We start from the raw sequence: 20,406 nt of genomic DNA on the forward strand, positions 1-20,406 counted from the left end.
CCGGCACCTTCGTCGGCATGCCGGCGTTCCCGACCGCCGCGCGCGCCGCGCTCGGCGACACCCAGCTGCGCCACAACCTCGCCCACGCCACCGGCGTCATCCGCGGCAAGCGTGCCGCGGTCGTCGGCGAGGTCGCGGACTGGGAGGACCTGCGCCTCGCGGGCGCCGCGGTCAAGGACTCGGCCCTGCGCGACCTCGACGTGCAGCTCGAGCGGCTCGAGGCGTCCCTCGTCGCCAACGGGGCGACGGTGCACTGGGCCCGCGACGCCGAGGAGGCCTGCCGCATCGTCGCCGAGGTGGCCCGGGCCCACGAGGTCGACGAGGTCGTGAAGGTGAAGTCGATGGCGACCGCCGAGATCAACCTCAACGACGCGCTCGCGGCCGAGGGCATCGCCGCGTGGGAGACCGACCTCGCCGAGCTCATCGTGCAGCTCGCGGGCGACCTGCCCAGCCACATCCTCGTGCCGGCCATCCACCGCAACCGCGCCGAGGTGCGGGAGATCTTCCTGCGCGAGATGGGCGGCGTCGGCCGGCCCGCCCCGGACGACCTCACCGACGAGCCCGCCGTGCTCGCCGCCGCCGCCCGGGCCCACCTGCGGGAGAAGTTCCTGCGCGCCAAGGTGGCCGTCTCCGGCGCGAACTTCGCCGTCGCGGAGACCGGCACGCTGGTCGTCGTGGAGTCCGAGGGCAACGGGCGCATGTGCCTGACGCTGCCCGAGGTGCTCGTCAGCGTCGTGGGCATCGAGAAGGTCGTGCCGACGTACGCCGACCTCGACCCCCTGCTGCGGCTGCTGCCGCGCAGCTCCACCGGCGAGCGGATGAACCCCTACACGTCGACGTGGACGGGCGTGACGCCCGGCGACGGGCCGCAGGAGGTGCACGTGGTGCTCCTCGACAACGGGCGCACCCGCGCGCTGGCCGACGACGTCGGCCGCCAGGCGCTGCGCTGCATCCGCTGCTCGGCCTGCCTCAACGTCTGCCCGGTCTACGAGCGCACGGGCGGCCACTCCTACGGCTCGGTCTACCCGGGCCCGATCGGCGCGATCCTCAACCCGCTGATGAAGGGCACGGGCCGGCCTGGGATCGAGGGGGAACAGACCGACTCGCTGCCCTACGCCTCGTCGCTGTGCGGCGCGTGCTTCGAGGTGTGCCCGGTGCGCATCGACATCCCCGAGGTGCTCGTGCACCTGCGCTCGAAGGTCGTCGACGGCCACCGCGGGGACCGCGTGCCCAAGGCGGAGGCCGTGGCGATGAAGGGCGCGGCCTGGGCCCTGTCCGACCACCGTCGCCTCGCCCGCGTCGAGAGGCTGTCCGGCCTCGGCGGCCGGGTGCTGGGCCGCTTCGGCAAGCGCCACCTGCCCGGCGGTCGCTCGGCGGCCGGACCGATCCCGGGCCCGGGCGCCGCCGCGTGGACCGGGGCGCGCGACCTGCCCGCCCCGCCGCGCGAGTCGTTCCGCGCCTGGTGGGCGCGCACCCGTGGCCCCGGCGCCCCGGACGCACCCGCCCCGGGTCCGACGGGGCCCGACCAGGAGGAGCAGCGATGAGCGCCCGCGACGAGATCCTCGGCAAGGTGCGCACCGCGCTGGCCGGGGTCGAGCGGACCCGCGAGGTGCCCGACGCGCCCCGCGTGCCGGCGTACTCCCCCCAGGAGCGGCTGGACCTCTTCGTCGAGCGGGTCGAGGACTACAAGGCGGTCGTCGAGCGCTGCCCGGCGGCCGAGGTGGGCGAGCGGGTGCTCGCGGCGGTACGGCGGCACGCCGGCCCCGCCGCGCTGGTCGTCGTCCCGCCGGACCTCGACCTCGACGTGGTCGCGACGCTGGCCGCGGGTGATGTCGACACGGTTGTCGACACCCCGGGGGCGCCGCTGAGCGCGCTCGAGCTCGACGACACCCACGGCGTCGTCACGGCCGCCCGGGTCGGCATCGCCGAGACCGGCACGATCGTGCTCGACCACACCGCCGACCAGGGGCGGCGCGCGATCAGCCTGGTGCCCGACCTGCACGTGTGCCTCGTGCGGGCCGACCAGGTCGTCGACGACGTTCCCGACGCGGTCGCGCTGCTCGACCCGGCGCGCCCGGCGACGTGGATCAGCGGGCCCAGCGCGACGAGCGACATCGAGCTCGACCGCGTCGAGGGCGTCCACGGCCCCCGCACGCTGCACGTGCTCCTCGTCGGCTGAGGCGGGGCGGGGCGGGAGGGGCGGGCCCCGGGTTTCCGGCGGGGCGTCCCGGGGGATGTCCTGCGGTCACTCCCTGACCGGAAGGACCGCCCGTGCTCGATCCCGACACCCTCCACCAGCGGGTGACCAGCGGTGAGCCCGCGCCGCTGCGCGCCCACGCGGAGACGTTGCGCAGTGAGGCGGCACGGCTCGACGCCGCGCGCGAGCAGGTCGTCGCGGCCGCGGCGGTGCCGACGTGGACGGGGCTGGCGGCGTCGGTGTTCGCCGCACGCATCGATGGCCTGCTCGGTGGCGTCGACACCACCCGCAACCTGCTGACGCACGCCGCCGGAGGGTTCGACGAGGCCGCAGCGTCGGCGGAGGACGCGATCGCGCGCGGCGACGCGGCGATTGTGCCGTGGCGCGAGCGGGACCCGGCACTACCGGAGTTCGTGCAGCAGCTGCTGGCGGCCGTGGTCAGCACGCAGCTGACGGGGATCGCCTCCGACCACGACGCCCGGCTCGCCGCCGTCACGGCCGTGATGACGGGCGACGGGGACGAGCTCGACCTCGACGCCCTCGACGAGGAGACGCGCGAGTGGGTGGAGCGCGGGCTCGAGCGCACGGAGGACTGGCTGGCGGACAACGGCAGCTCGCTCGGGCCGCTCATCCCCAACACGGCGGCGACGGGCGACGAGCGGGGGTGGATCCCGCAGGGCCTGGGCTACAGCGACGCCACCGGGCTGCTGCTGCAGAGCTACTACACGAAGGACGGCGACTCGACGCTCGCGCTCATCGACGAGGCCGGCGGCGCCGAGGTCAACGAGGTGCAGCTCGGCGACGAGGAGGGTGCCGCGCCCGGTCACGTCGGCGGGGTCACCGTGGACGGCGACCACGTCTACGTCAGCTCCGGCAGCCGGGTCTACACCTACTCGCTCGAGGAGCTGCGCAACGCCCCGCCCGGCACCCGGGTGGACGCCAGCACCTCGTCGTCGGTGCCGGCCGCGTCGTACACGGCCGTGGCGGACGGGAAGCTGTACGTCGGGTCCCACGCCGACGGCGTCATGTACGTCTACGTCAGCGACGGCGACGGCGGTTGGGTTCCCGAGCTCGACGGCTCGGGCGAGCCGGTGTCGATCGACACGCCCGCCGACGTGCAGGGCGTGGTCGTGCGCGACGGCGAGTTCGTGTTCAGCACCTCCCACGGGCGGCAGAACGAGAGCGCGCTCGTGGTGCAGGACCGCGAGAGCGGCGAGCGCAGCGACCCCTACGTGCTGCCGAACATGTCGCAGGGCATCGTCGAGATCGACGGCGAGATCGTCACGACCTACGAGTCCGGGGCCGAGGAGTTCGACGACGCGGGCACGGGCCGGGGCGGCTGGTTCTGGGGCGTGCCCGACGCCGACGGCCTGTGGGCCAACCCCCACATGACCCGCACCCCGCTCGACGAGCTGGGCCTCGACGCCGACGAGGTCGAGGTGGAGCCGGCGACGCTGCAGACGGCCGGCGCCGAGCTGGCCGCGGCGGCGGAGCTGCTGCGGTCCGTCGCCGGTGCGATCGACGGCGTGCGATCGACGGCGGCCCAGCTCGGCGACGTCCCGTCGGCCGGCCCCGCGAGCACCGCCCTGAACGAGCTCGTCGACCTCGGCACCACGTCGCTGCAGGCAGGCGCCCGCGCGGTCGACGGCGTGGTCGACGGCCTCGCGGCCACCGCCTCGGACTACGCGGGGACCGACGACGGCGTCGCCGGCACCTTCGGCGGGATGCTCCCGTGGTGAGGGGCCCCCGTCCCTCCCGGCTCGTCACCGCGGCGGCGGCGCTGGTGCTGGCCGTCGCGGTCAGCGCCTGCGACGCGGGGGGCGCGGGCGGCACCGGGGTCACCGACGACCCGGATGCGTCGGACGGCCCGGACGCCGTGGACTGGCCGAGCGCCGGCGAGCCGCTGGCCGTCGACGGCCTCGTGTGGGCGGCGGACGGCACCGTGCACCTGCCCGACGGCACCCGGGTCGTGGTGGGTGACGCGACCCGGGAGACGGGGGACTACGTCGTCGCCGGCGGCGGGGTCTGGTTCCGCGGCTACCGGACGCCCGCCGACGTGCCGGCCGGGGCCGAGGACCTGGGGCCGGCGGACGCGCTGCACGTGGCTGACGCGACGGGGCGGGCCACCGAGGTGGGGATCGGGGTCGACTCCCTCGCGGCCTCGCCCGACGGTCGGTACGTCGCGCTGATCGACCTGACGTCGGGTCCGGAGGACCGCTACGGCACGCCGCTGGCCGAGGTCGTCGTCGTCGAGGCCGCGACGGGCGCGGAGGTGCTGCGCTCCGCGGACGGGATGGGCGACCCCCGCAGCGACGACCTCGCGGCGCTCTACCCGGACGCCGAGATCGAGGTGCTGGGGTTCGCCGACGGGCGGGTCTGGGTCGAGACGGCCGAGGGGCTGCGCACGTTCGACCCGGCGACGGGGGACTCCGCCGAGGGCGAGCGGGACGCCGTGCCGGCTGGGGCACCGTGGCTCGAGGTCGGTGGCGCGGCGCCACCGGGGGTGGACCCGGAGCGCTGGCGGGCGTTGTCCCGGTTGTCGGACGGCACGCTCGTCGGGGTGGTCCCCGACCCGGGTACGGCGGGCGGCGTCCTCACCACCTGCGCGGTCCCGGCCGGGCCGTGCGCGCCCGTCGAGGGGTCGGCCGGGCGGGTCGTGCGCCTGCCGGCCGGCACGGCCGCCGACGAGGTGGTCGACCTGGCCGAGGTGGGTGCACCGGTCGGCTGAGCGCCGGCCACCTGTCGTCGTCCTCCGGCCCTCCGCGTCGGTACGGCGCGCGGCGGGCACGCGCCGTACCGACGCCGGGGCTCAGGACGCGTCGGCGATCTTCTTCTCGAGCGCCAGGAACTCGTCGTCGGTGAGGATCCGGGAGCGCAGCAGGAACCGCACGCCCTCGGGCGCCTCCAGCGAGAACCCGGCCCCGCGCCCCTTCACCACGTCGATGGTGAGGTGGGTGTGCTTCCAGTACTCGAACTGCACCCGCGACATCCACACGGGTACGCCGCGCTCCAGGCCGACGTCGAGGTCCCCGAGGTGGATGTCGGCGTCGCCGGTGATGAAGTCGCCGTCGGGGTAGCACATGGGCGCCGACCCGTCGCAGCAGCCGCCGGACTGGTGGAACATCACCGGGCCGTGCATGTCGGTGAGGCGCCGCACGAGCTCGGCCGCCGCGTCGGTGACCGCCACCCGCACCGGCTCGGGCGGCAGCGGCGTGCCGCCGGAGCCGGTGTCGGGCGTCGTCATCAGAAGAAGCCCTGGGCGTTCTGCGAGTAGGACACCAGGAGGTTCTTCGTCTGCTGGTAGTGGTCCAGCATCATCTTGTGGTTCTCGCGGCCGATGCCCGACTGCTTGTAGCCGCCGAACGCGGCGTGGGCCGGGTAGGCGTGGTAGCAGTTCGTCCAGACGCGACCGGCCTTGATGCCGCGGCCCATGCGGAACGCGCGGCTGCCGTCGCGCGACCAGACGCCGGCGCCGAGGCCGTAGAGGGTGTCGTTGGCGACCTTGAGCGCGTCGGCCTCGTCGTCGAACGAGGTCAGCGCGACCACGGGGCCGAAGATCTCCTCCTGGAAGACGCGCATCGAGTTGTCGCCCTCGAAGATCGTCGGCTGCACGTAGTAGCCCTCGGCCAGGTCGCCCTCGAGCACGTTGCGCTCGCCGCCGGTGAGGATCTTCGCGCCCTCCTGCTTGCCGATGTCCATGTAGCTGAGGATCTTCTCCAGCTGGTCGTTGGAGGCCTGCGCGCCGATCATCGTCGAGTCGTCGAGCGGGTTGCCCTGCGTGATCTTCTCGACGCGGGCGATCGCCTCCGGCACGAAGTCGCTGTAGATGGAGCGCTGCACCAGTGCGCGGCTCGGGCAGGTGCAGACCTCGCCCTGGTTGAGCGCGAACATGGCGAAGCCCTCGAGCGCCTTGTCGTAGAACGAGTCCCGCTCCGCGGCGACGTCCTCGAAGAAGATGTTCGGGCTCTTGCCGCCCAGCTCGAGGGTGACCGGGATGATGTTCTGGCTGGCGTACTGCATGATCAGCCGGCCCGTGGTGGTCTCGCCCGTGAACGCGATCTTCGCGATGCGGGGCGAGGAGGCCAGCGGCTTGCCGGCCTCGACGCCGAAGCCGTTGACGACGTTGAGCACGCCGGCCGGCAGCAGGTCGCCCACCAGCTCGACGAGCTTGAGGATCGACCACGGGGTCTGCTCGGCGGGCTTGAGCACCACGCAGTTGCCGGCCGCCAGGGCGGGCGCGAGCTTCCACACGGCCATGAGGATCGGGAAGTTCCACGGGATGATCTGGCCGACGACGCCCAGCGGCTCGTGGAAGTGGTAGGCGTAGGTCTCCGAGTCGATCTCCGAGACGCCGCCCTCCTGGGCGCGCAGCGCGCCGGCGAAGTAGCGGAAGTGGTCGACCGCGAGCGGCAGGTCGGCGGCCAGCGTCTCGCGCACCGGCTTGCCGTTGTCCCAGGTCTCGGCCACGGCGAGGGCCGGCAGGTTGGCCTCGATCGTGTCCGCGATCTTCAGCAGGATGTTCGAGCGCTCGGTGGGCGACGTGGCGCCCCACTTGTCGGCGGCCGCGTGGGCGGCGTCGAGGGCGGCGTCGATGTCCTCGCTCGTGCCGCGGGCGACCTCCGTGAACGGCTTGCCGTTGACGGGGGAGATGTTCTCGAAGTAGTTGCCCTTCACCGGAGCGACCCACTCGCCACCGATGAAGTGGTCGTAGCGGGGTTCGACGGAGACGAGCGAGTCGGCGGAGCCGGGAGCGGCGTAGACGGTCATGGGCGGTGCTCTCCTCGGTGCGTGAGGCGGTGTGTGACTGCGCTCACACGCTAGGTGCGCCCACGTTGCAGGACCGTTGCGTGCCGCTCCCGGCCGAGTGCGTGGATCCAGCCCCGCACGCGCGCCGGGACTGAACCTGCGCACTCCGGCGCTCAGCCGATGGTGATCCCGCCGTCGGTGACGATGACGTAGAAGCGCTTGCGGTTCGTCGCGGTCGTGACCGACCCGTCGCTGAGGCGCGGGCTGACGACGAGGTGGTTGGCGTTGTTCGTGCCGGTCGGCGCGCAGGCGACGATCCCGGCCAGGCCGCAGGTGGTCGCGGTGATCTCGCCGGAGAACTCGGGGTTGCTGTCGGCGCCGGCCGCCCGGCCGTTGGTGACGCCGTCGCCGTTCTGGTCGGCCTGGTTCTGCAGCGCGATGGTGGCCACGATGCCCGACCCGGTGAGGTCCTCGCCCGCGTCCACGTAGACGTTGCCGGCCGCCCGGAGCGCGTTCGAGGGGGCGCCCGCCGCGGCGGTGTCGGCCAGCTCGGGGTACGCCGCGGCCACCGTGAAGCCGCCCGACTGGTCGACGATCGCGCCGGAGGCGTCGACGAGGAACCAGCGCACGCCCGGGCCGGCGGGACCCTGCTCGCCCTGCGGTCCCTGGTCGCCCTGAGGGCCCTGCTGGCCCGGCGTCCCGGGGGTGCCCGGGGTGCCGGGCGCGCCCTGCGGACCGCGGGCGCCCGGCGCACCGGTCGCGCCCCGGGGACCGGTCGCGCCCGTCGCCCCGCGGGGACCGGCCGGCAGCTGGTTCTTCGCGAAGTCCGCGCGGTAGAGCGAGCCGTCGCGCACGTCGTACCCCGTGATGGAGCCGTTGCGGATGTTCTCCCCGCCGATCTGGCTGGCGGCGTACGCCGTGCCGCCACCGGCGGCGACCGCGAGGGCGAGCGAGGCGACGAGGAGGGCGGGCGTGGGGCGGACCGAGCGGAGGCGGGCCGGGAGGGCGACGCGGGGGAGGCGAGGACGGCGGGAGGGGGCCATGGCGGTTCCTTCGGGTCGGGGGACGTGTGTCCCACCCCACGTTCGGCCCGCCCGGAGCCGCGGATTGCTGGTCTGGACCGGGCGCCCGCTCAGACCCCGAGCTCGCGGTCGAGCCGGGCGAGCTGGCCGTCGATGAGCGGCAGCATGGGCGACGCCGCCCCGACCGCGCGGCGCTGCGCCTGCCACATCTCGTAGTCGTCGGCCCCCCACGTCGAGCGCGTCCACTGCGACATGAGGTCGGCCTCGCAGCTGCGCAGGAGCGCCCCGCGCAGCTGCGACTCGAGGTTCTCCCGCAGCCGGGTCACGCCCGGAGCGGTCGAGCGGGGCAGCACGGGTCCGCCGTACGCCCGCATGGCGGCCCGCAGGTCGCCCGTCGCCAGCAGCGCCTCGACGGTGAGCCAGTCACCGGTGACCTGGGCGGTGAGGCGGTACGGGCGCGACGCCAGCAGGTCCTCGCCCAGCAGGTGGCGCAGGCGGTTGAGCTCCGCCCGCAGCGTCGAGGACCCGCCGCCCTCGTCGGCGTACAGCAGCACGGCCAGCTCGTCGCCGGACAGGCCCTGCGGCGCCGAGGCGAGGAGCAGGAGGATCTCGCTGTGGCGCCGCGAGAGCCGCAGCGTCCGGGGCGTGCCGCCGGCGCCCTCGACGGTGAGGAGCGCGTCGGTGCGCCCCAGCCCCTCGAGCACGAGGTGGGTGCCGGGCGCGGCCGGGGCCGGCGCCGGCGTCTGCCGGGTCAGCAGGTCGCGCGCCAGCTCGAGCTCGGCCATGCGGGCCGCGGCGCGGATCATCGCCATGGTCTGGGGCACGACGATCTGGTCGCCGCCGGTGATGTCGAGGACGCCCAGCAGCGCGTGGGTGCCGGGGTCGTGGATGGGGGCGGCGGCGCAGCTCCAGCCCTGCACGGCGGAGCGGAAGTGCTCGTCGCGCACGATGCTCACCGGCTGGTCGAGGGCCAGGGCCAGGCCGGGCGCGTTGGTGCCGGCGAGGCGCTCGTCCCAGTTCGACCCCTCGACGAAGCCGATCGCCTCGGCCTTGCGCAGCGTCGTCGGGGTGCCGCAGACCCACAGCAGCTGGCCGTCGGCGTCCGACACCGCCATGACGGCCCCGCAGTCGCGCGCGGCGTGGCCGAGCACGTCGTCGAGCAGCGGGAAGACGCGCGCCAACGGGTGGGCCTCGCGCTGGTCGCGCAGCGCGTCCTCGGGCAGCGTGATGGGCGCCGTGGCGTCGTCGGGCCGCACGCCCGCCGAGGCCGAACGGTGCCAGGAGTCCACCACGGCCGACCGCATCCCGCCGTCGCGCCGCGGGCGGAGGTGTCTCGTCATGCCCACGCGTCGCTCACCCGTCCGTCCCGTCGACCCCGGGGGCACCGTTGCCCGCGGCCGGCGCGCGAGCACGCGACGGCCCGTGACCGGGGTCACAGGACCATGATGCTCCTCGCCCGGGTGTCGCGTCGACGGGTGGCGCGAGATGCCGGAAGCCCGGGCCCCGTGGGGCCCGGGCTTCCGGGAGGTGTGGCGGTGGCGGAGGGATTTGAACCCTCGGTGGGCTTGCACCCACAAACGCTTTCGAGGCGTTCTCCTTAGGCCGCTCGGACACGCCACCGCGGGGAACACTATCGGACCCCGGCCCCGGGGCAGAAATCAGGTCCCGGGGACGGCGGGCCCTCAGCGGTGCTCGTCCACCTCGTCGCTGTTGCGCAGCGCGGTCTCGATCCGGTCGTCGACCGGCTGGCCGAAGTGGTCGTCGAAGTTCTCGACGAGGTCGTTGGTCACGGACTCGCTGATCTCCTCCGAGAGCACCTTGCGCCGCGCCTTCAGGTCGAGACGACGGATCTCGTTGTACTCCGCCTTGAACGCCCGGTGGAGCGCGACGCACATGGCGATCATGACGACGCTGAACGGGAGGGCGGTGAGGATCGCGCCGGTCTGCAGGGCGTCCAGCCCGCCGGCGAGCAGCAGGCCGATGGCGACGAGGCCGGAGATGCTCGCCCACATGACCCGGCTCCACCGCGGCGGGTCGGTGTCGCCACCGGAGGCGAGCATGTCGACGACCAGGGAGCCGGAGTCGGAGGAGGTGATGAAGAAGATGGTGACCAGGACGATCGCGACCCCGGCCAGGATCGTCCCGCCGGGGAGGTCGCCCACCAGGGAGAAGAGCGCGCCGGCGGAGTCGATGGTGTCGTCCTCGCCGACGAGGCCGCCCTCGCCGAACATCTGGCGGTGGATGGCCGCCCCGCCCAGGACGGAGAACCAGACCGCCGAGACGGCCGTGGGCACGAGCAGCACGCCCGCGACGAACTCGCGCACGGTGCGTCCGCGGGAGATGCGGGCGATGAAGAGCCCCACGAACGGGGCCCAGGACATCCACCAGCCCCAGTAGAAGGTGGTCCAGCTCGCCTGCCAGGCCGCGCCCTCCGCACCGAGGAACGCGGTGGTGTCGAAGCTCAGCGGCACGATGTTGAACAGGTAGCTGCCGATGTTCTCGACGAGGCTGCGCAGGATGAACAGGGTCGGGCCCAGCGCGAGGACGGCGAGCGCGAACAGCCCGGCGATGCCGAGGTTGATGTTCGACAGCCACTTGATGCCGACGTCGAGCCCGGACACCACCGACAGCGTGGCCAGCATGCTGATGCCGATGATGAGGCCGACCTTCACCGGGTCCGTGGCCTCCTCGATCACGCCGAGGTGCACGAGGCCGGCCGAGATCTGCGAGACGCCGAGGCCGAGCGAGGTCGCGACGCCCGCCACGGTGCCGACGATGGCCACGACGTCGATGACGTCACCGAGGCCGCCCTCGACCCTCTTGCCGAGGAGCGGCTCGAGGGTCCAGCGCAGCGAGACCGAACGCCCCTTGCGGTGGATCGCGTAGGCCAGCGCGAGGCCCACGACCACGTAGATGGCCCAGGCGTGGAAGCCCCAGTGCAGCAGGGTCTGCGCCATCGCGCTGTCGGCCAGGCGGGCGTCGTCGCCCGTGACGCCGGGCTTCGGGTCGCTGAAGAAGGTCAGGGGCTCCGCCGCGCCCCAGAAGACGAGGCCGATGCCCATGCCGGCGGCGAAGAGCATGCTGAACCACACGGGGAAGCGGTACTCGGGGGCCTCGTCGTCCGGGCCCAGCCGCAGGTCGCCGAAGCGGCCCACCGCCATCCAGACGGCGAAGACGACGAAGCCGGTGACGGCCAGCGTGTAGTACCAGCCGAGCGTCCCGATGACCTTGTCCTGGGCGGCGGCGAACGCCTCGCCGGTCCGGTCGGGGAAGACGATCGCTGCCGCGACGACCGCCACGAGGACGAGCAGCGCGGGCCAGAACACGGTGGGGCGGATGGACGACGCACGGCCGTCGTCGGGCGGTGCTGAGGTGGGTGGCACGGTGGTGCGGGACGTCTCGCTCACGGTCGGCTTGCCCTCTCCTGGTCTCGACGAAGAACCGTGCAACCCTGGTGGGGTCCTCGGCGCACGTCAAACCGGCCGCCGCCGGCCACACCCCGCCTTACACCACCCCGCTGCTGAGCGCGACTCGGCGCGTGTGGCGGGCGCTACCCGCGACGAAGCGCTCAAGGCGGGGCTCGTGGGTACCGTCAGGGCATGGGAATCATCGGTTTCATCGTCTTCGGTCTCTTCGTCGGCGTCGTCGCACGCCTCATCAAGCCGGGCCGCCAGAACCTCGGCCTCGTCGGCACGCTCGTGCTCGGCGTCATCGGCTCGCTCATCGGCGGTGTCGTGGCGACGCTGCTCGGCACGGGTGACTTCGGCGAGCTCAACATCATCGGCGCGATCGTGGCGATCATCGCCGCCGTCGTCCTGGTGGGCTTCGTCGAGGGCATCATGGGTCGTCGCAAGACCCACGCCTGACCCACCGTCCACCGGTGAGCGCGGTGGGTGAGGATGACGCCATGACCTGGTTCTCCTCGCCCACCGACGCTGCCGCCCGCCTGGGCGACGCCGGCTACCTGGCCGACACGGCCACGGCCACCACGGCGTACCTCGCGGGGGCGTTGGAGAAGCCCCTGCTGCTCGAGGGCCCGGCGGGGGTCGGCAAGACCGAGCTCGCCAAGGCCGTCGCCCGCGCTACGGGCGCCGGCCTCGTGCGGCTCCAGTGCTACGAGGGCCTCGACGAGGCCCGGGCGCTGTACGAGTGGAACTACTCCAAGCAGCTGCTCCGCATCCAGACCGCGCGTGGCGGCGACGGCGCCGCCCCCGACTGGGACGCCACGCACGACGACATCTTCACCGAGGAGTTCCTCCTCACCCGGCCGCTGCTCACCGCCATCCGGCGCGACGAGCCGACCGTCCTGCTCATCGACGAGGTCGACAAGACCGACGTCGAGGTCGAGGGCCTCCTGCTCGAGGTGCTGAGCGACTTCCAGGTGACCATCCCCGAGCTCGGCACCGTGGTCGCCACTCGCAAGCCGCTGGTCGTGCTCACCTCCAACGCCGCCCGCGAGCTCTCCGAGGCGCTGAAGCGCCGCTGCCTCTACCTCCACCTCGACTACCCCGACGCGGAGCGCGAGCGCGAGATCGTCGCCGCCCAGGTGCCCGACCTCGACGACGCGGTCGCCCGCCAGCTCGTCGCCACCGTCGTGCGGCTGCGCGAGCTCGAGCTCAAGAAGGCGCCCTCGATCGCCGAGTCCATCGACTGGGCCCGCACCCTCGTCGCCCTCGAGGTGCGCGAGCTCGACCAGGCCGCGATCAGCGCCACCCTGGGCGCCGTGCTCAAGCACTCCACCGACCACGACCGCGCCGTGCGCGAGCTGCGGCTGAGGGCCTGAGCCCGTGCCCCCCGCCACGCCGCCTGCCGAGCCCGCCGAGCCCGCCGCCCGCAGCGGGCTGATCGACCGCCACATCGCGTTCGTCGAGGCGCTGCGCGGGGCCGGTCTGCCGGTCAGCCTGGCCGAGGGGCTCGACGCCACCGCCGCCCTGCGCCGGCTCGACTGGACCGACCGCTCCGCGGTGCGCGCGGGGTACGCCGCGACGCTGGTCAAGAAGGCGGGCCAGCGGACCACCTTCGACACCCTCTTCGACCTCTTCTTCCCCCACCTCGTCGGCGAGGGCCTGCCCACGCTCGATCCGGCGGCGGAGGACCCGGCGGCGAGCCGCGCCGTCGACCTGAGCCGCGACAACGCCGAGGCCGTCGCCGCCTTCCGCGACCGCCTCGCCACCACGATGGCCGACGCGCTCGCCGCGGAGGCGGGGGAGCGTGCCGAGCCCGACGGGGACGCCGCCCCGCCCGGGGAAGACCTGGCCCGCCTCGCCGCCGAGGCCGTCGGCCGGTTCGGCGCCATGCCCGGGCGCACCGCCGGGCAGACGGCGTACTCGGCGTACCAGACCCTGCGGCGCCTCGCCCCCGGCGAGCTGACCGATCGGGTCGTCGCCGGGCTCCTCGGCCACCTCGACACCGACGCGATGGACCCGGCGGCCCGCGAGCGGGCGGAGCGGAGCGTCGCGCGGGGCGTGGGCCGGTTCGCGCGGCTCGTCGAGGACGACGCGCGGCGCCGCATCGCCGAGCGCAAGTCGCCGGAGTACGTCGCCGACGTCGCCGTGCGCCCCAGCATCGACCGGCTCGCCTTCACCGCGGCCCGGCGCGAGGACCTCGACGAGATGCGCCGCCAGGTGGCCCCCCTCGCGCGGCGCCTGGCGACCCGGCTGGCCAAGCAGCGGGCGGCGCAGCGCGGCGGGCCGCTGGACTTCCGCCGCACCGTCCGGGCCTCGATGTCCACCGGCGGTGTGCCGATCCGCACGCTGCACCGGCCGCGCCGGCCCCACCGCACGGACCTCGTCGTGCTCTGCGACGTGAGCGGCTCGGTGGCGCACTTCGCCCAGTTCACGCTGCTGCTCACCTACGCGCTGCGCGAGAACCTCGGCCGGTTGCGCGCCTTCACCTTCGTCGACCGCACCACCGAGGTCACCCACGTGCTGCGCCCCGGCCGCGACCCGGCGGAGGTCATGGAGGAGCTGGTGGCGAGCACCCAGCACGCCGCGCTCGTCGGGCGCACCAGCTACGGCGCCGCGCTGCGCAGCTTCCGCAGCCGGTACGGCGACGCGCTGGGCCCGTCGTCCTCCCTGCTCGTGCTGGGCGACGCCCGCAGCAACTACTCCGACCTGGCCCTCGACGAGCTGCGCGCCATGACGAGCGGCATCCGCGCCGCGTGGTGGCTCAACCCCGAGCACCCGCGGCACTGGGACAGCGGCGACTCGGCCGCCTCCCGGTACGCCGCGGTGGTGCCGATGGTGGAGTGCCGCAACCTCGTGCAGCTCGAGGAGTTCGTGCAGCGGGTGCTGTGACCCGGCGGGCTCAGCCCGCCAGGTAGCCCAGCTGCGTGATCCGGTCGATCTCCGCCCGCAGCGCCGGGTGGGTGGCCGCGTCCGCGGCGCGCCCGCCGGCGACGTAGAGGTCGCTGCGCTCGCGGCGCGCGTGCTCGCCGTCGAACACGACGGTGATGCGGTTCGCCAGGCCCTGGTTGATGAGCGAGCCGAGCAGCGCGACGGGGTCCGTGCGGTCCTCCAGTGACAGCACGCGGGTGCCCTCGGGGATCCGCGGCACCTGCGAGGAGGGCGCACCGGCCGTCACCACCTGGTCGATGGTGAACGCCTCCGAGGAGGCCGCCGCGGCCACCTCGGCCGCCGTCAGGCCCCCCTGGGCCGAGCCCACGAGCATGACCCGCGCGTCCGGCTCGTCGCCCACCGCACGCTCGATCGCGGCCACGACTTCGTCGCCGTACGCCGCGTGGTCGCCGCCGACGAGCCGCAGCCGGCCGCGGGCCCCGCCGTCGGGGCCGGGCAGGTAGGCGATGTAGCGGCCCTCGCGCACCCGCTGCACCTGCACGCGGCGGGTCAGCGTGGCCAGCGAGGTCATGAGGTCCTCGATCGAGCGGGGGACGGTGAGCCCGTCCGCGTCGACGGTCGCCGGCGCGCCCGGCTGCTCGACGTCGGCGAGCCCGACGGCGATGTCGCGGAAGGCGGCGCCCGAGTCGACCTCGAAGTCACCCGCACCGACTGCGGCGAGACCGGCCCGCCCGGCCGCCGGACCGCGGTCGCCCGCGAGGAACGAGGCGGTCAGCAGGGAGCGCATCTGCAGGCTCTCGAGCAGGCCGCCGCCGCCGGTGGAGACGTGGTCGAGCAGCTCCGGGTTCTGCTCGGCGAGCTCCCCGAGGTACGCCGCCAGCCCGTCGCGGTCCATCGCGTCGGTCTCGATGAGCCCGGCGGAGACGATCGCGCCGCCGAGCGCCACCTCGGGCGCCAGGTAGCCGATCGCCCGGCCCGCGACGGAGCCGAGGGTGCGGAACGCGACGTCCTGCAGCTCGTCGATCCACTGGTAGGTCAGCACGGTCGCGCGCACCACGAGGGCGTCGGCGTCCAGCTCGACCGACCGGCTCATCAGGCCGTGGCGCCCCGTCGTGGCGGCGCGGACGTCGGCCTCCGCGGTCTCGAACGTGCGCGGGGACAGGGGGGCCGACTCAGCGACCGCCTCGTCCTCGAGCACCTCTCTGCCCAGGCGGGCCCGGGCCCGCAGCTCGTCGCCCGTGCCGTCGAAGAGGTCGGCCAGCGCGAGCATCCGCTCGTAGCGCTCCTCGGCCTTCGCGGCGGCGGCGACCGGGTCGGGACCGGCGGCGGGGCCGGCGGCGGTGTCGGTGGGCTCCGTGGCCTCGGCGTCGGGCGCGGCCGTGTCGGCCGTGCCGTCCTGTGCGGTCTCGGGGACGGTCATGCGGTCACCTCCGCGAGGACGGGTGCGAGAGCGGTGGGGAAGTCACCGGGGTCGACCCGGCGCACCTCCACCCGGTGGGTGTCACCGTCCCGGTGGGGACGGAGCTGGTGCCAGCCGTCGGCCAGCAGGAGCCAGGAGACGACGCCGACCGTCGTGGCCTCGGCGGCGATGTCGGCGAGCATGGCGCGCACCCGGCCCTGGGTCTCGGTGTGCAGCGCCTGCACGACGGTGAGCACCTCGCCCTCGCCGAGGGCGCGCCCGTCCTGGTCGTGCACGGCCCCGAGGTGCTGGGCCACGAGGGCGGGCAGCACGTCGGCGCGGTGGGTGCGCAGGGCCTCGCCGGCGGCGTCGACCAGCTCGTAGGGGAGGTCGACGCACTCGGGCACCGACGACGGCGCGAGCGTCACGTCCTCCGGGAGGACGGCGACGCGGCCGAGCTCGTCGGCCCACCCCTCGCTGGGGAACCAGGCGAGGTCGAAGACGATGCCGTCGGTCGTGGCGAGCGTGGCCACGGCGCCGCCCGCCTGGCGGTGCCAGGCCTTGGCGCGCACGCCGCCGGCGACGACGTCGAGGTCGATGCCGATGCGGGGCGCGGCGAGCAGACCGATCGCGCCGAGCACGCCGGGGTCCACGCCGTCCTCCCCGAGCAGCCCGCGCCGGGCCAGGGTGCCCGCCGGGTCGTGCAGCGAGGCGAGCGCGTCGACGTACGCCTGCACGTCGGTGTCGGCGCGCTGCGCGCCGAGGCGGTCCGCCAGCAGGTCGGCCGGCGCGTCACCGGCCGCGGGTCCGCCGAGGAGGAAGGGGAGCGGGGCGCCGCCGGCGGCGACCGCGCAGTGCTGCAGCTCGGGGAGGGTCAGCGCGACCCTGCGCGGGAGGCCGTCGAGGAGGGGCAGCGCGGCGACGGGCGGCGTGCCGAGGTCGATGGTCGTCATGTCAGCGGCCCTGCAGGGTCAGCTCGAGCCAGTCCTTGTGACCGGCGGGGGGAAGGTCTGCGTCCACGAGCTCCTGGTCCTCCTGGCTCAGCGTGCGGGTGACACCGGCCGCGTCGTCGTACGACGACAGCTCGGCCTGGCGGTTGCGGGCCTCGGCGACGAGCGCGCCCACCTTGCGCTCCGCGTCGGCGATGGCGTCCTTGAGGTCGCCCACCTCCGCGCCGTGCCGGGCCAGGGACTCGGCGGCCGTCTCGTGCAGCGCGGCGACCTGCCGCAGCTGCGCGGCCCGGTCCCGCATCCGCAGCCGCAGGTCCTCGGCCGCGCGCCCGTTCCAGTCGATCCCGTCCGCGCCCGCCACCAGGCGGTCCGCCAGGGCGCGCACGTCGACCGCCTGCTCGCGCAGCTGCGCGGCACGTCTGCGGATCACTGCGGCGTCGCCGTACATTCCTCGTCCTCCCGGTCGTTCCCCGTCCGGCCGATCCCTTGCCCGGTGGCCAGGAGGACGAAACATCTGAGTACGCAGGCCCTGGTGCGTCCCTAGGATGACGAGGTGCGCATCCTCGTCACCGGCGGAGCCGGCTACATCGGCTCCCACACGGTGGTCGCCCTGCTGGAACGGGGCCACGACGTCGTCGTCGCCGACGACTTCTCGAACGCGCGACCGGCGGTGCTGGACCGCGTCGCGGAGCTCGCGGGGCGCCGCGCCGCGCTGGAGGTGGTGGACCTCACGGACGCCGGGCGCACCGACGCCGTCGTCGCGGCGGCCGCGCCCGACGCGGTCGTGCACTTCGCCGGCCGCAAGGCCGTCGGCGAGAGCGCCGAGCGCCCGCTCGACTACTACCGCACGAACCTCGACTCGACCTTCAGCCTCCTGGCGGCCATGGAGCGCCACGGGGTGCGGCGGCTCGTCTACTCGTCGTCGGCCACCGTGTACGGCGACCACGCCCCCGTGCCGTACGTCGAGACGTACGAGCCGTTGGCGGCCGCGAGCCCGTACGGGCGCACCAAGGTGATGACCGAGCAGGTGCTCGCCGACGTCGCCGCCGCCACGCCCGGGCTGCGCGTGGCGTTGCTGCGCTACTTCAACCCCGTCGGCGCGCACCCGTCCGGCCGCATGGGCGAGGACCCGCAGGGCGTGCCCAACAACCTGATGCCGTACGTCGCGCAGGTCGCGGTCGGGCGTCGCGAGCGGCTTGCCATCTTCGGCGACGACTACGACACCCCCGACGGCACCTGCCTGCGGGACTACGTGCACGTGCTCGACCTGGCCGAGGGCCACGTCGCCGCCCTCGAGCACCTCGACACCATGGCCACGCCCGTGCGCGCCTTCAACCTGGGCGCCGGGCGCGGCACGAGCGTGCGCGAGCTGTTCGACGCGTTCTGCGCGGTCGTCGGCCGCCCCCTCCCGCACGAGGTCGTCGCGCGCCGCCCGGGCGACCTGCCGGCGTACTGGGCCGACACGACGCGCGCCGCCGAGGAGCTCGGCTGGCGCGCCCGCCGCACCATCGACGACATGGTCGCCGACACGTGGCGCTGGCAGCAGGCGAACCCCGAGGGCTACCCCGCCTGACCCGGCTCCTCCAGCCACGCCGGGTCGGGCCCGAACGGCAGGTCCGGGGGCGCGCCGCGGGTGATGCGGTAGGTCGTGACGTCGACGGGGCCGTCCCCGTCGATGGCGCCGCTGGCCCGCAGGCCCTCCAGCCGCTGCCGCACCGCCGGGTCGTCGGAGCGGTCCATCGCCGCGGCCCCGCGGGCGTAGGCGTCGAGGGAGTGGGCCTCCACCACGTCGTCGCCGCCGCCCTCGAAGGTGACGGTCAGGTGGTGCACCGCCCCGGGGTTGGGCCTGCCGTCGAGCAGGGGCACGAGGTCGCGCGTGTTCTCCAGCGACGTCACGCGGGTGCCGTCCGGCGTCTCCGGCATCAGTGCCACGGGGGAGCCGAGGGTGACCACGTCCTCGACCCGGAAGTGCCCGCTCGCCGCCACCTGCGCCGCGGCCATCCCGCCCTGGGAGTGGCCGACGAGGGTGACGGGGTCGTCGGGGCCGATGCCGGCGGCGCGCATGGCCTCCTCGATCCCGCGCTGGTAGACGGTGCTCTCCCCGGCCATCGAGCGCAGGTTGGTGCCGAGGTCCCGCGCGTCGGCGTCCTGCGTCCACGGCAGCGTGCCCAGGTCGTCCGTGCCCGGCAGCAGCACCACGTGGTGCGCGCCCTCGCCCGTGCCGACGCGCTGGATCTCGATCGTCCCGCCGGCCGACGGCCGGCCCGAGAGCGTGGCCGTGCGCGCGAGGGCCGCGACGAGGCCGCCCGTGCCGACGGCCGCGGCCCCCGTGCGGGGAGCCCCGACCTGCTCCACGACGGGGACCCCGTCGACGTACGCGTCCGACAGGACGGCCGCGGCCTCGCCGACGTGCGGCACGAAGGTGTCCCCGCCGAAGGGGGTCGGCAACCAGGAGTCGTCGGCGTCCCACGCGCCCTCGACGAACCCGCCGCTGCGTCCGAGGAGGCCCTCGACCACCGTGGGGTTGTCCTGCGCCAACCGCTCCGCCAGCCGCGCGAGGACCGCAGCCCGGGGGTCGTCGGCGCCCGCGCCGCCGCCCTCGAGGTCGTCGCGCAGCCACCGCAGGTCGTCCCCCGGGCCGCCAGGGATCGGCCCGTCGTACCCGACGAGGCGGGCGCCCCGCGTCAGGGCCCAGCCGTTGACGTAGGCGCAGAGGTAGTCGGTCGCGTTCATGGTGACCGCGACGGCCTCGTCGGCGGCGCGCACGAGCCGGACCGCCTCCCGCACCGCGACGCCGAGCGCCATCCAGGTCGCTGCCTGCGCCGCGAGGCCCCGCCGGCCGGTGGTCAGCCCCACGAGCAGGGACTCGACGCGGGCGAACGAGACGGGGGAGTACGGCGCCGACTGCAGCAGGTCGCCGTCGACCAGCGTGGCCGTCGCGGCCGCGCCCCAGAACAGCACGAGCTCGCCCGCGTCCTGCAGCAGACCGCCGAGCTGCTCCACCGAGGCGTAGGTGGCCGCGAGGCTGCCCGTGCCGCCCGCGGTGCGCAGACCGTCGGCGGGGACGACGGGCTGCGCGGCGCCCGGCACGTGGCCCGGTGCGACCGGCCCGTACGGCGGGACCGGCTGGGTGAGCGCGCTCATCGCAGGCCCGGCACGTCGAAGGTGAGCCACGCGGGGTCGCCGGGCGCGGGCACGTCGATGCGCTCGATCCGCTCCCGGAGGTCGTCGGCCGCCGCGGCTGCGTCGTCGCCGAGGCCGACGAGGTCGGCCAGCCCGCCGGCCACGCCGCCGGCGACGTCCTGGGCCAGGTCCACGACCGCCCCGCCGACGTCGACGACGCGGGCGCCGACGGACGAGGCGACCTCGAGGAACTCCCGGCGCGCCGCCTCGACGAGCACCAGCGCGGACTCCACGTCGCGGGCGTGGGCCGCCAGGGCCCGGGCGACCTCGGCGTGGTCGTCGGCGGTACGGCGCAGGTCGTCCGCCGCGCACGACGTGCCCGCGAGCATCGCGACCGCGGCGGCGCCGAGCCACGGCGTCGCCTCGGCCCGGCCCTGCAGGGCGTCGGCCTCGGTGCGGATGGCGGTGGCGCGTGCGTCGTACGTCGTCGCCAGGCGCCGCAGGGCCTGGGGATCGGGCAGCAGCATGTCTCCTCCTCGGGTGCGCTCGGGCGCCGTGCGCGCCCGCCTCGACCCGGGGGTGCCCCGGACGTCACGGTGGCCCAAACCCGGTGCGCCGTTCCTGTGGAGAACCGCCGGCCCCCCGGGCACTAGGATCGGGCCCACGCCCCCAC

General features: G+C 74.9%; 18 protein-coding genes and 1 tRNA gene. 8 read left to right on the top strand and 11 right to left on the bottom strand.

Features of this window, described 5'->3' with window-relative positions:
* Positions 1-17: 17 nt before the first annotated feature.
* The 4 genes from ACOACO_RS04545 (at position 18) to ACOACO_RS04560 (ending at position 4,925) form a co-directional block, all read left to right on the top strand.
* Positions 18-1,544, top strand: a complete 1,527-nt coding sequence (locus tag ACOACO_RS04545) for a lactate utilization protein B (protein ID WP_420296296.1) — start codon at positions 18-20, stop codon at positions 1,542-1,544.
* Positions 1,541-2,179, top strand: a complete 639-nt coding sequence (locus tag ACOACO_RS04550; protein WP_420295061.1) for a LutC/YkgG family protein — start codon at positions 1,541-1,543, stop codon at positions 2,177-2,179. Before ACOACO_RS04545 ends, ACOACO_RS04550 begins: the two co-directional genes overlap by 4 nt.
* Before the next feature lie 92 nt (positions 2,180-2,271).
* The gene (locus ACOACO_RS04555; RefSeq protein WP_420295062.1) at positions 2,272-3,936 is read left to right on the top strand and encodes a type VII secretion target; all 1,665 of its coding nucleotides are present in this window, start codon (positions 2,272-2,274) and stop codon (positions 3,934-3,936) included.
* Positions 3,933-4,925 carry a hypothetical protein gene (locus ACOACO_RS04560; protein WP_420295063.1) on the top strand — a complete coding sequence of 331 codons (993 nt, stop codon included), beginning with the start codon at positions 3,933-3,935 and terminating at the stop codon, positions 4,923-4,925. The genes ACOACO_RS04555 and ACOACO_RS04560 overlap by 4 nt, the downstream gene beginning before the upstream one ends.
* 81 nt (positions 4,926-5,006) lie before the next feature.
* Here ACOACO_RS04560 and ACOACO_RS04565 read toward each other — a convergent pair whose 3' ends face one another.
* The 6 genes from ACOACO_RS04565 to ACOACO_RS04590 all read right to left on the bottom strand — a co-directional run bounded on the left by ACOACO_RS04565 (position 5,007) and on the right by ACOACO_RS04590 (position 11,372).
* A complete protein-coding gene (locus ACOACO_RS04565; RefSeq protein ID WP_420295064.1) occupies positions 5,007-5,441 on the bottom strand; it encodes a DUF779 domain-containing protein in 435 nt (144 codons plus the stop codon).
* Entirely contained in the window at positions 5,441-6,964 is a 1,524-nt protein-coding gene (locus ACOACO_RS04570; RefSeq protein ID WP_420295065.1) for an aldehyde dehydrogenase family protein, read from the bottom strand. Before ACOACO_RS04570 ends, ACOACO_RS04565 begins: the two co-directional genes overlap by 1 nt.
* Before the next feature lie 152 nt (positions 6,965-7,116).
* Complete coding sequence (locus ACOACO_RS04575; protein WP_420295066.1) at positions 7,117-7,986, bottom strand: hypothetical protein; 870 nt, start codon at positions 7,984-7,986, stop codon at positions 7,117-7,119.
* An 89-nt stretch (positions 7,987-8,075) separates the two neighbouring features.
* Positions 8,076-9,305 carry a GAF domain-containing protein gene (locus ACOACO_RS04580; RefSeq protein WP_420295067.1) on the bottom strand — a complete coding sequence of 410 codons (1,230 nt, stop codon included), beginning with the start codon at positions 9,303-9,305 and terminating at the stop codon, positions 8,076-8,078.
* Between the two features lie 190 nt (positions 9,306-9,495).
* Positions 9,496-9,585 (bottom strand) — tRNA-Ser (locus ACOACO_RS04585).
* A gap of 62 nt (positions 9,586-9,647) precedes the next feature.
* Entirely contained in the window at positions 9,648-11,372 is a 1,725-nt protein-coding gene (locus ACOACO_RS04590; protein ID WP_420295068.1) for a BCCT family transporter, read from the bottom strand.
* Between the two features lie 192 nt (positions 11,373-11,564).
* Between ACOACO_RS04590 and ACOACO_RS04595 the strand changes: the two genes are divergently transcribed.
* The 3 genes from ACOACO_RS04595 to ACOACO_RS04605 are packed head-to-tail and all read left to right on the top strand — an operon-like array spanning position 11,565 to position 14,261.
* On the top strand, positions 11,565-11,831 hold the full coding sequence (locus ACOACO_RS04595; protein ID WP_277500818.1) for a GlsB/YeaQ/YmgE family stress response membrane protein: 267 nt from the start codon (positions 11,565-11,567) through the stop codon (positions 11,829-11,831).
* A gap of 41 nt (positions 11,832-11,872) precedes the next feature.
* Positions 11,873-12,748, top strand: a complete 876-nt coding sequence (locus ACOACO_RS04600; RefSeq protein ID WP_420295069.1) for an AAA family ATPase — start codon at positions 11,873-11,875, stop codon at positions 12,746-12,748.
* Between the two features lie 4 nt (positions 12,749-12,752).
* Entirely contained in the window at positions 12,753-14,261 is a 1,509-nt protein-coding gene (locus ACOACO_RS04605) for a VWA domain-containing protein (protein ID WP_420295070.1), read from the top strand.
* A gap of 10 nt (positions 14,262-14,271) precedes the next feature.
* Here ACOACO_RS04605 and ACOACO_RS04610 read toward each other — a convergent pair whose 3' ends face one another.
* The 3 genes from ACOACO_RS04610 to ACOACO_RS04620 are packed head-to-tail and all read right to left on the bottom strand — an operon-like array spanning position 14,272 to position 17,058.
* The gene (locus ACOACO_RS04610; RefSeq protein WP_420295071.1) at positions 14,272-15,681 is read right to left on the bottom strand and encodes a hypothetical protein; all 1,410 of its coding nucleotides are present in this window, start codon (positions 15,679-15,681) and stop codon (positions 14,272-14,274) included.
* Positions 15,678-16,613, bottom strand: coding sequence for a hypothetical protein (locus ACOACO_RS04615; protein WP_420295072.1), 936 nt, complete (start codon positions 16,611-16,613; stop codon positions 15,678-15,680). The genes ACOACO_RS04610 and ACOACO_RS04615 overlap by 4 nt, the downstream gene beginning before the upstream one ends.
* A gap of 1 nt (position 16,614) precedes the next feature.
* The gene (locus tag ACOACO_RS04620; RefSeq protein WP_420295073.1) at positions 16,615-17,058 is read right to left on the bottom strand and encodes a hypothetical protein; all 444 of its coding nucleotides are present in this window, start codon (positions 17,056-17,058) and stop codon (positions 16,615-16,617) included.
* A 105-nt stretch (positions 17,059-17,163) separates the two neighbouring features.
* Here ACOACO_RS04620 and galE point away from each other — a divergent pair, with 105 nt between their 5' ends.
* Positions 17,164-18,183 carry a UDP-glucose 4-epimerase GalE gene (galE, locus tag ACOACO_RS04625; protein ID WP_420295074.1) on the top strand — a complete coding sequence of 340 codons (1,020 nt, stop codon included), beginning with the start codon at positions 17,164-17,166 and terminating at the stop codon, positions 18,181-18,183.
* Here the strand turns inward: galE and ACOACO_RS04630 are convergent.
* Together ACOACO_RS04630 and ACOACO_RS04635 are read right to left on the bottom strand one after the other, a co-directional pair.
* Positions 18,171-19,754, bottom strand: coding sequence for an alpha/beta hydrolase (locus tag ACOACO_RS04630; RefSeq protein WP_420295075.1), 1,584 nt, complete (start codon positions 19,752-19,754; stop codon positions 18,171-18,173). The genes galE and ACOACO_RS04630 overlap by 13 nt on opposite strands.
* On the bottom strand, positions 19,751-20,260 hold the full coding sequence (locus ACOACO_RS04635; protein ID WP_420295076.1) for a hypothetical protein: 510 nt from the start codon (positions 20,258-20,260) through the stop codon (positions 19,751-19,753). Before ACOACO_RS04635 ends, ACOACO_RS04630 begins: the two co-directional genes overlap by 4 nt.
* Between the last annotated feature and the right edge of the window lie 146 nt (positions 20,261-20,406).

Origin of the sequence: Nocardioides sp. CPCC 205120 (genome assembly GCF_048654585.1) — a bacterium.
Taxonomy (GTDB): Bacteria; Actinomycetota; Actinomycetes; order Propionibacteriales; family Nocardioidaceae; genus Nocardioides.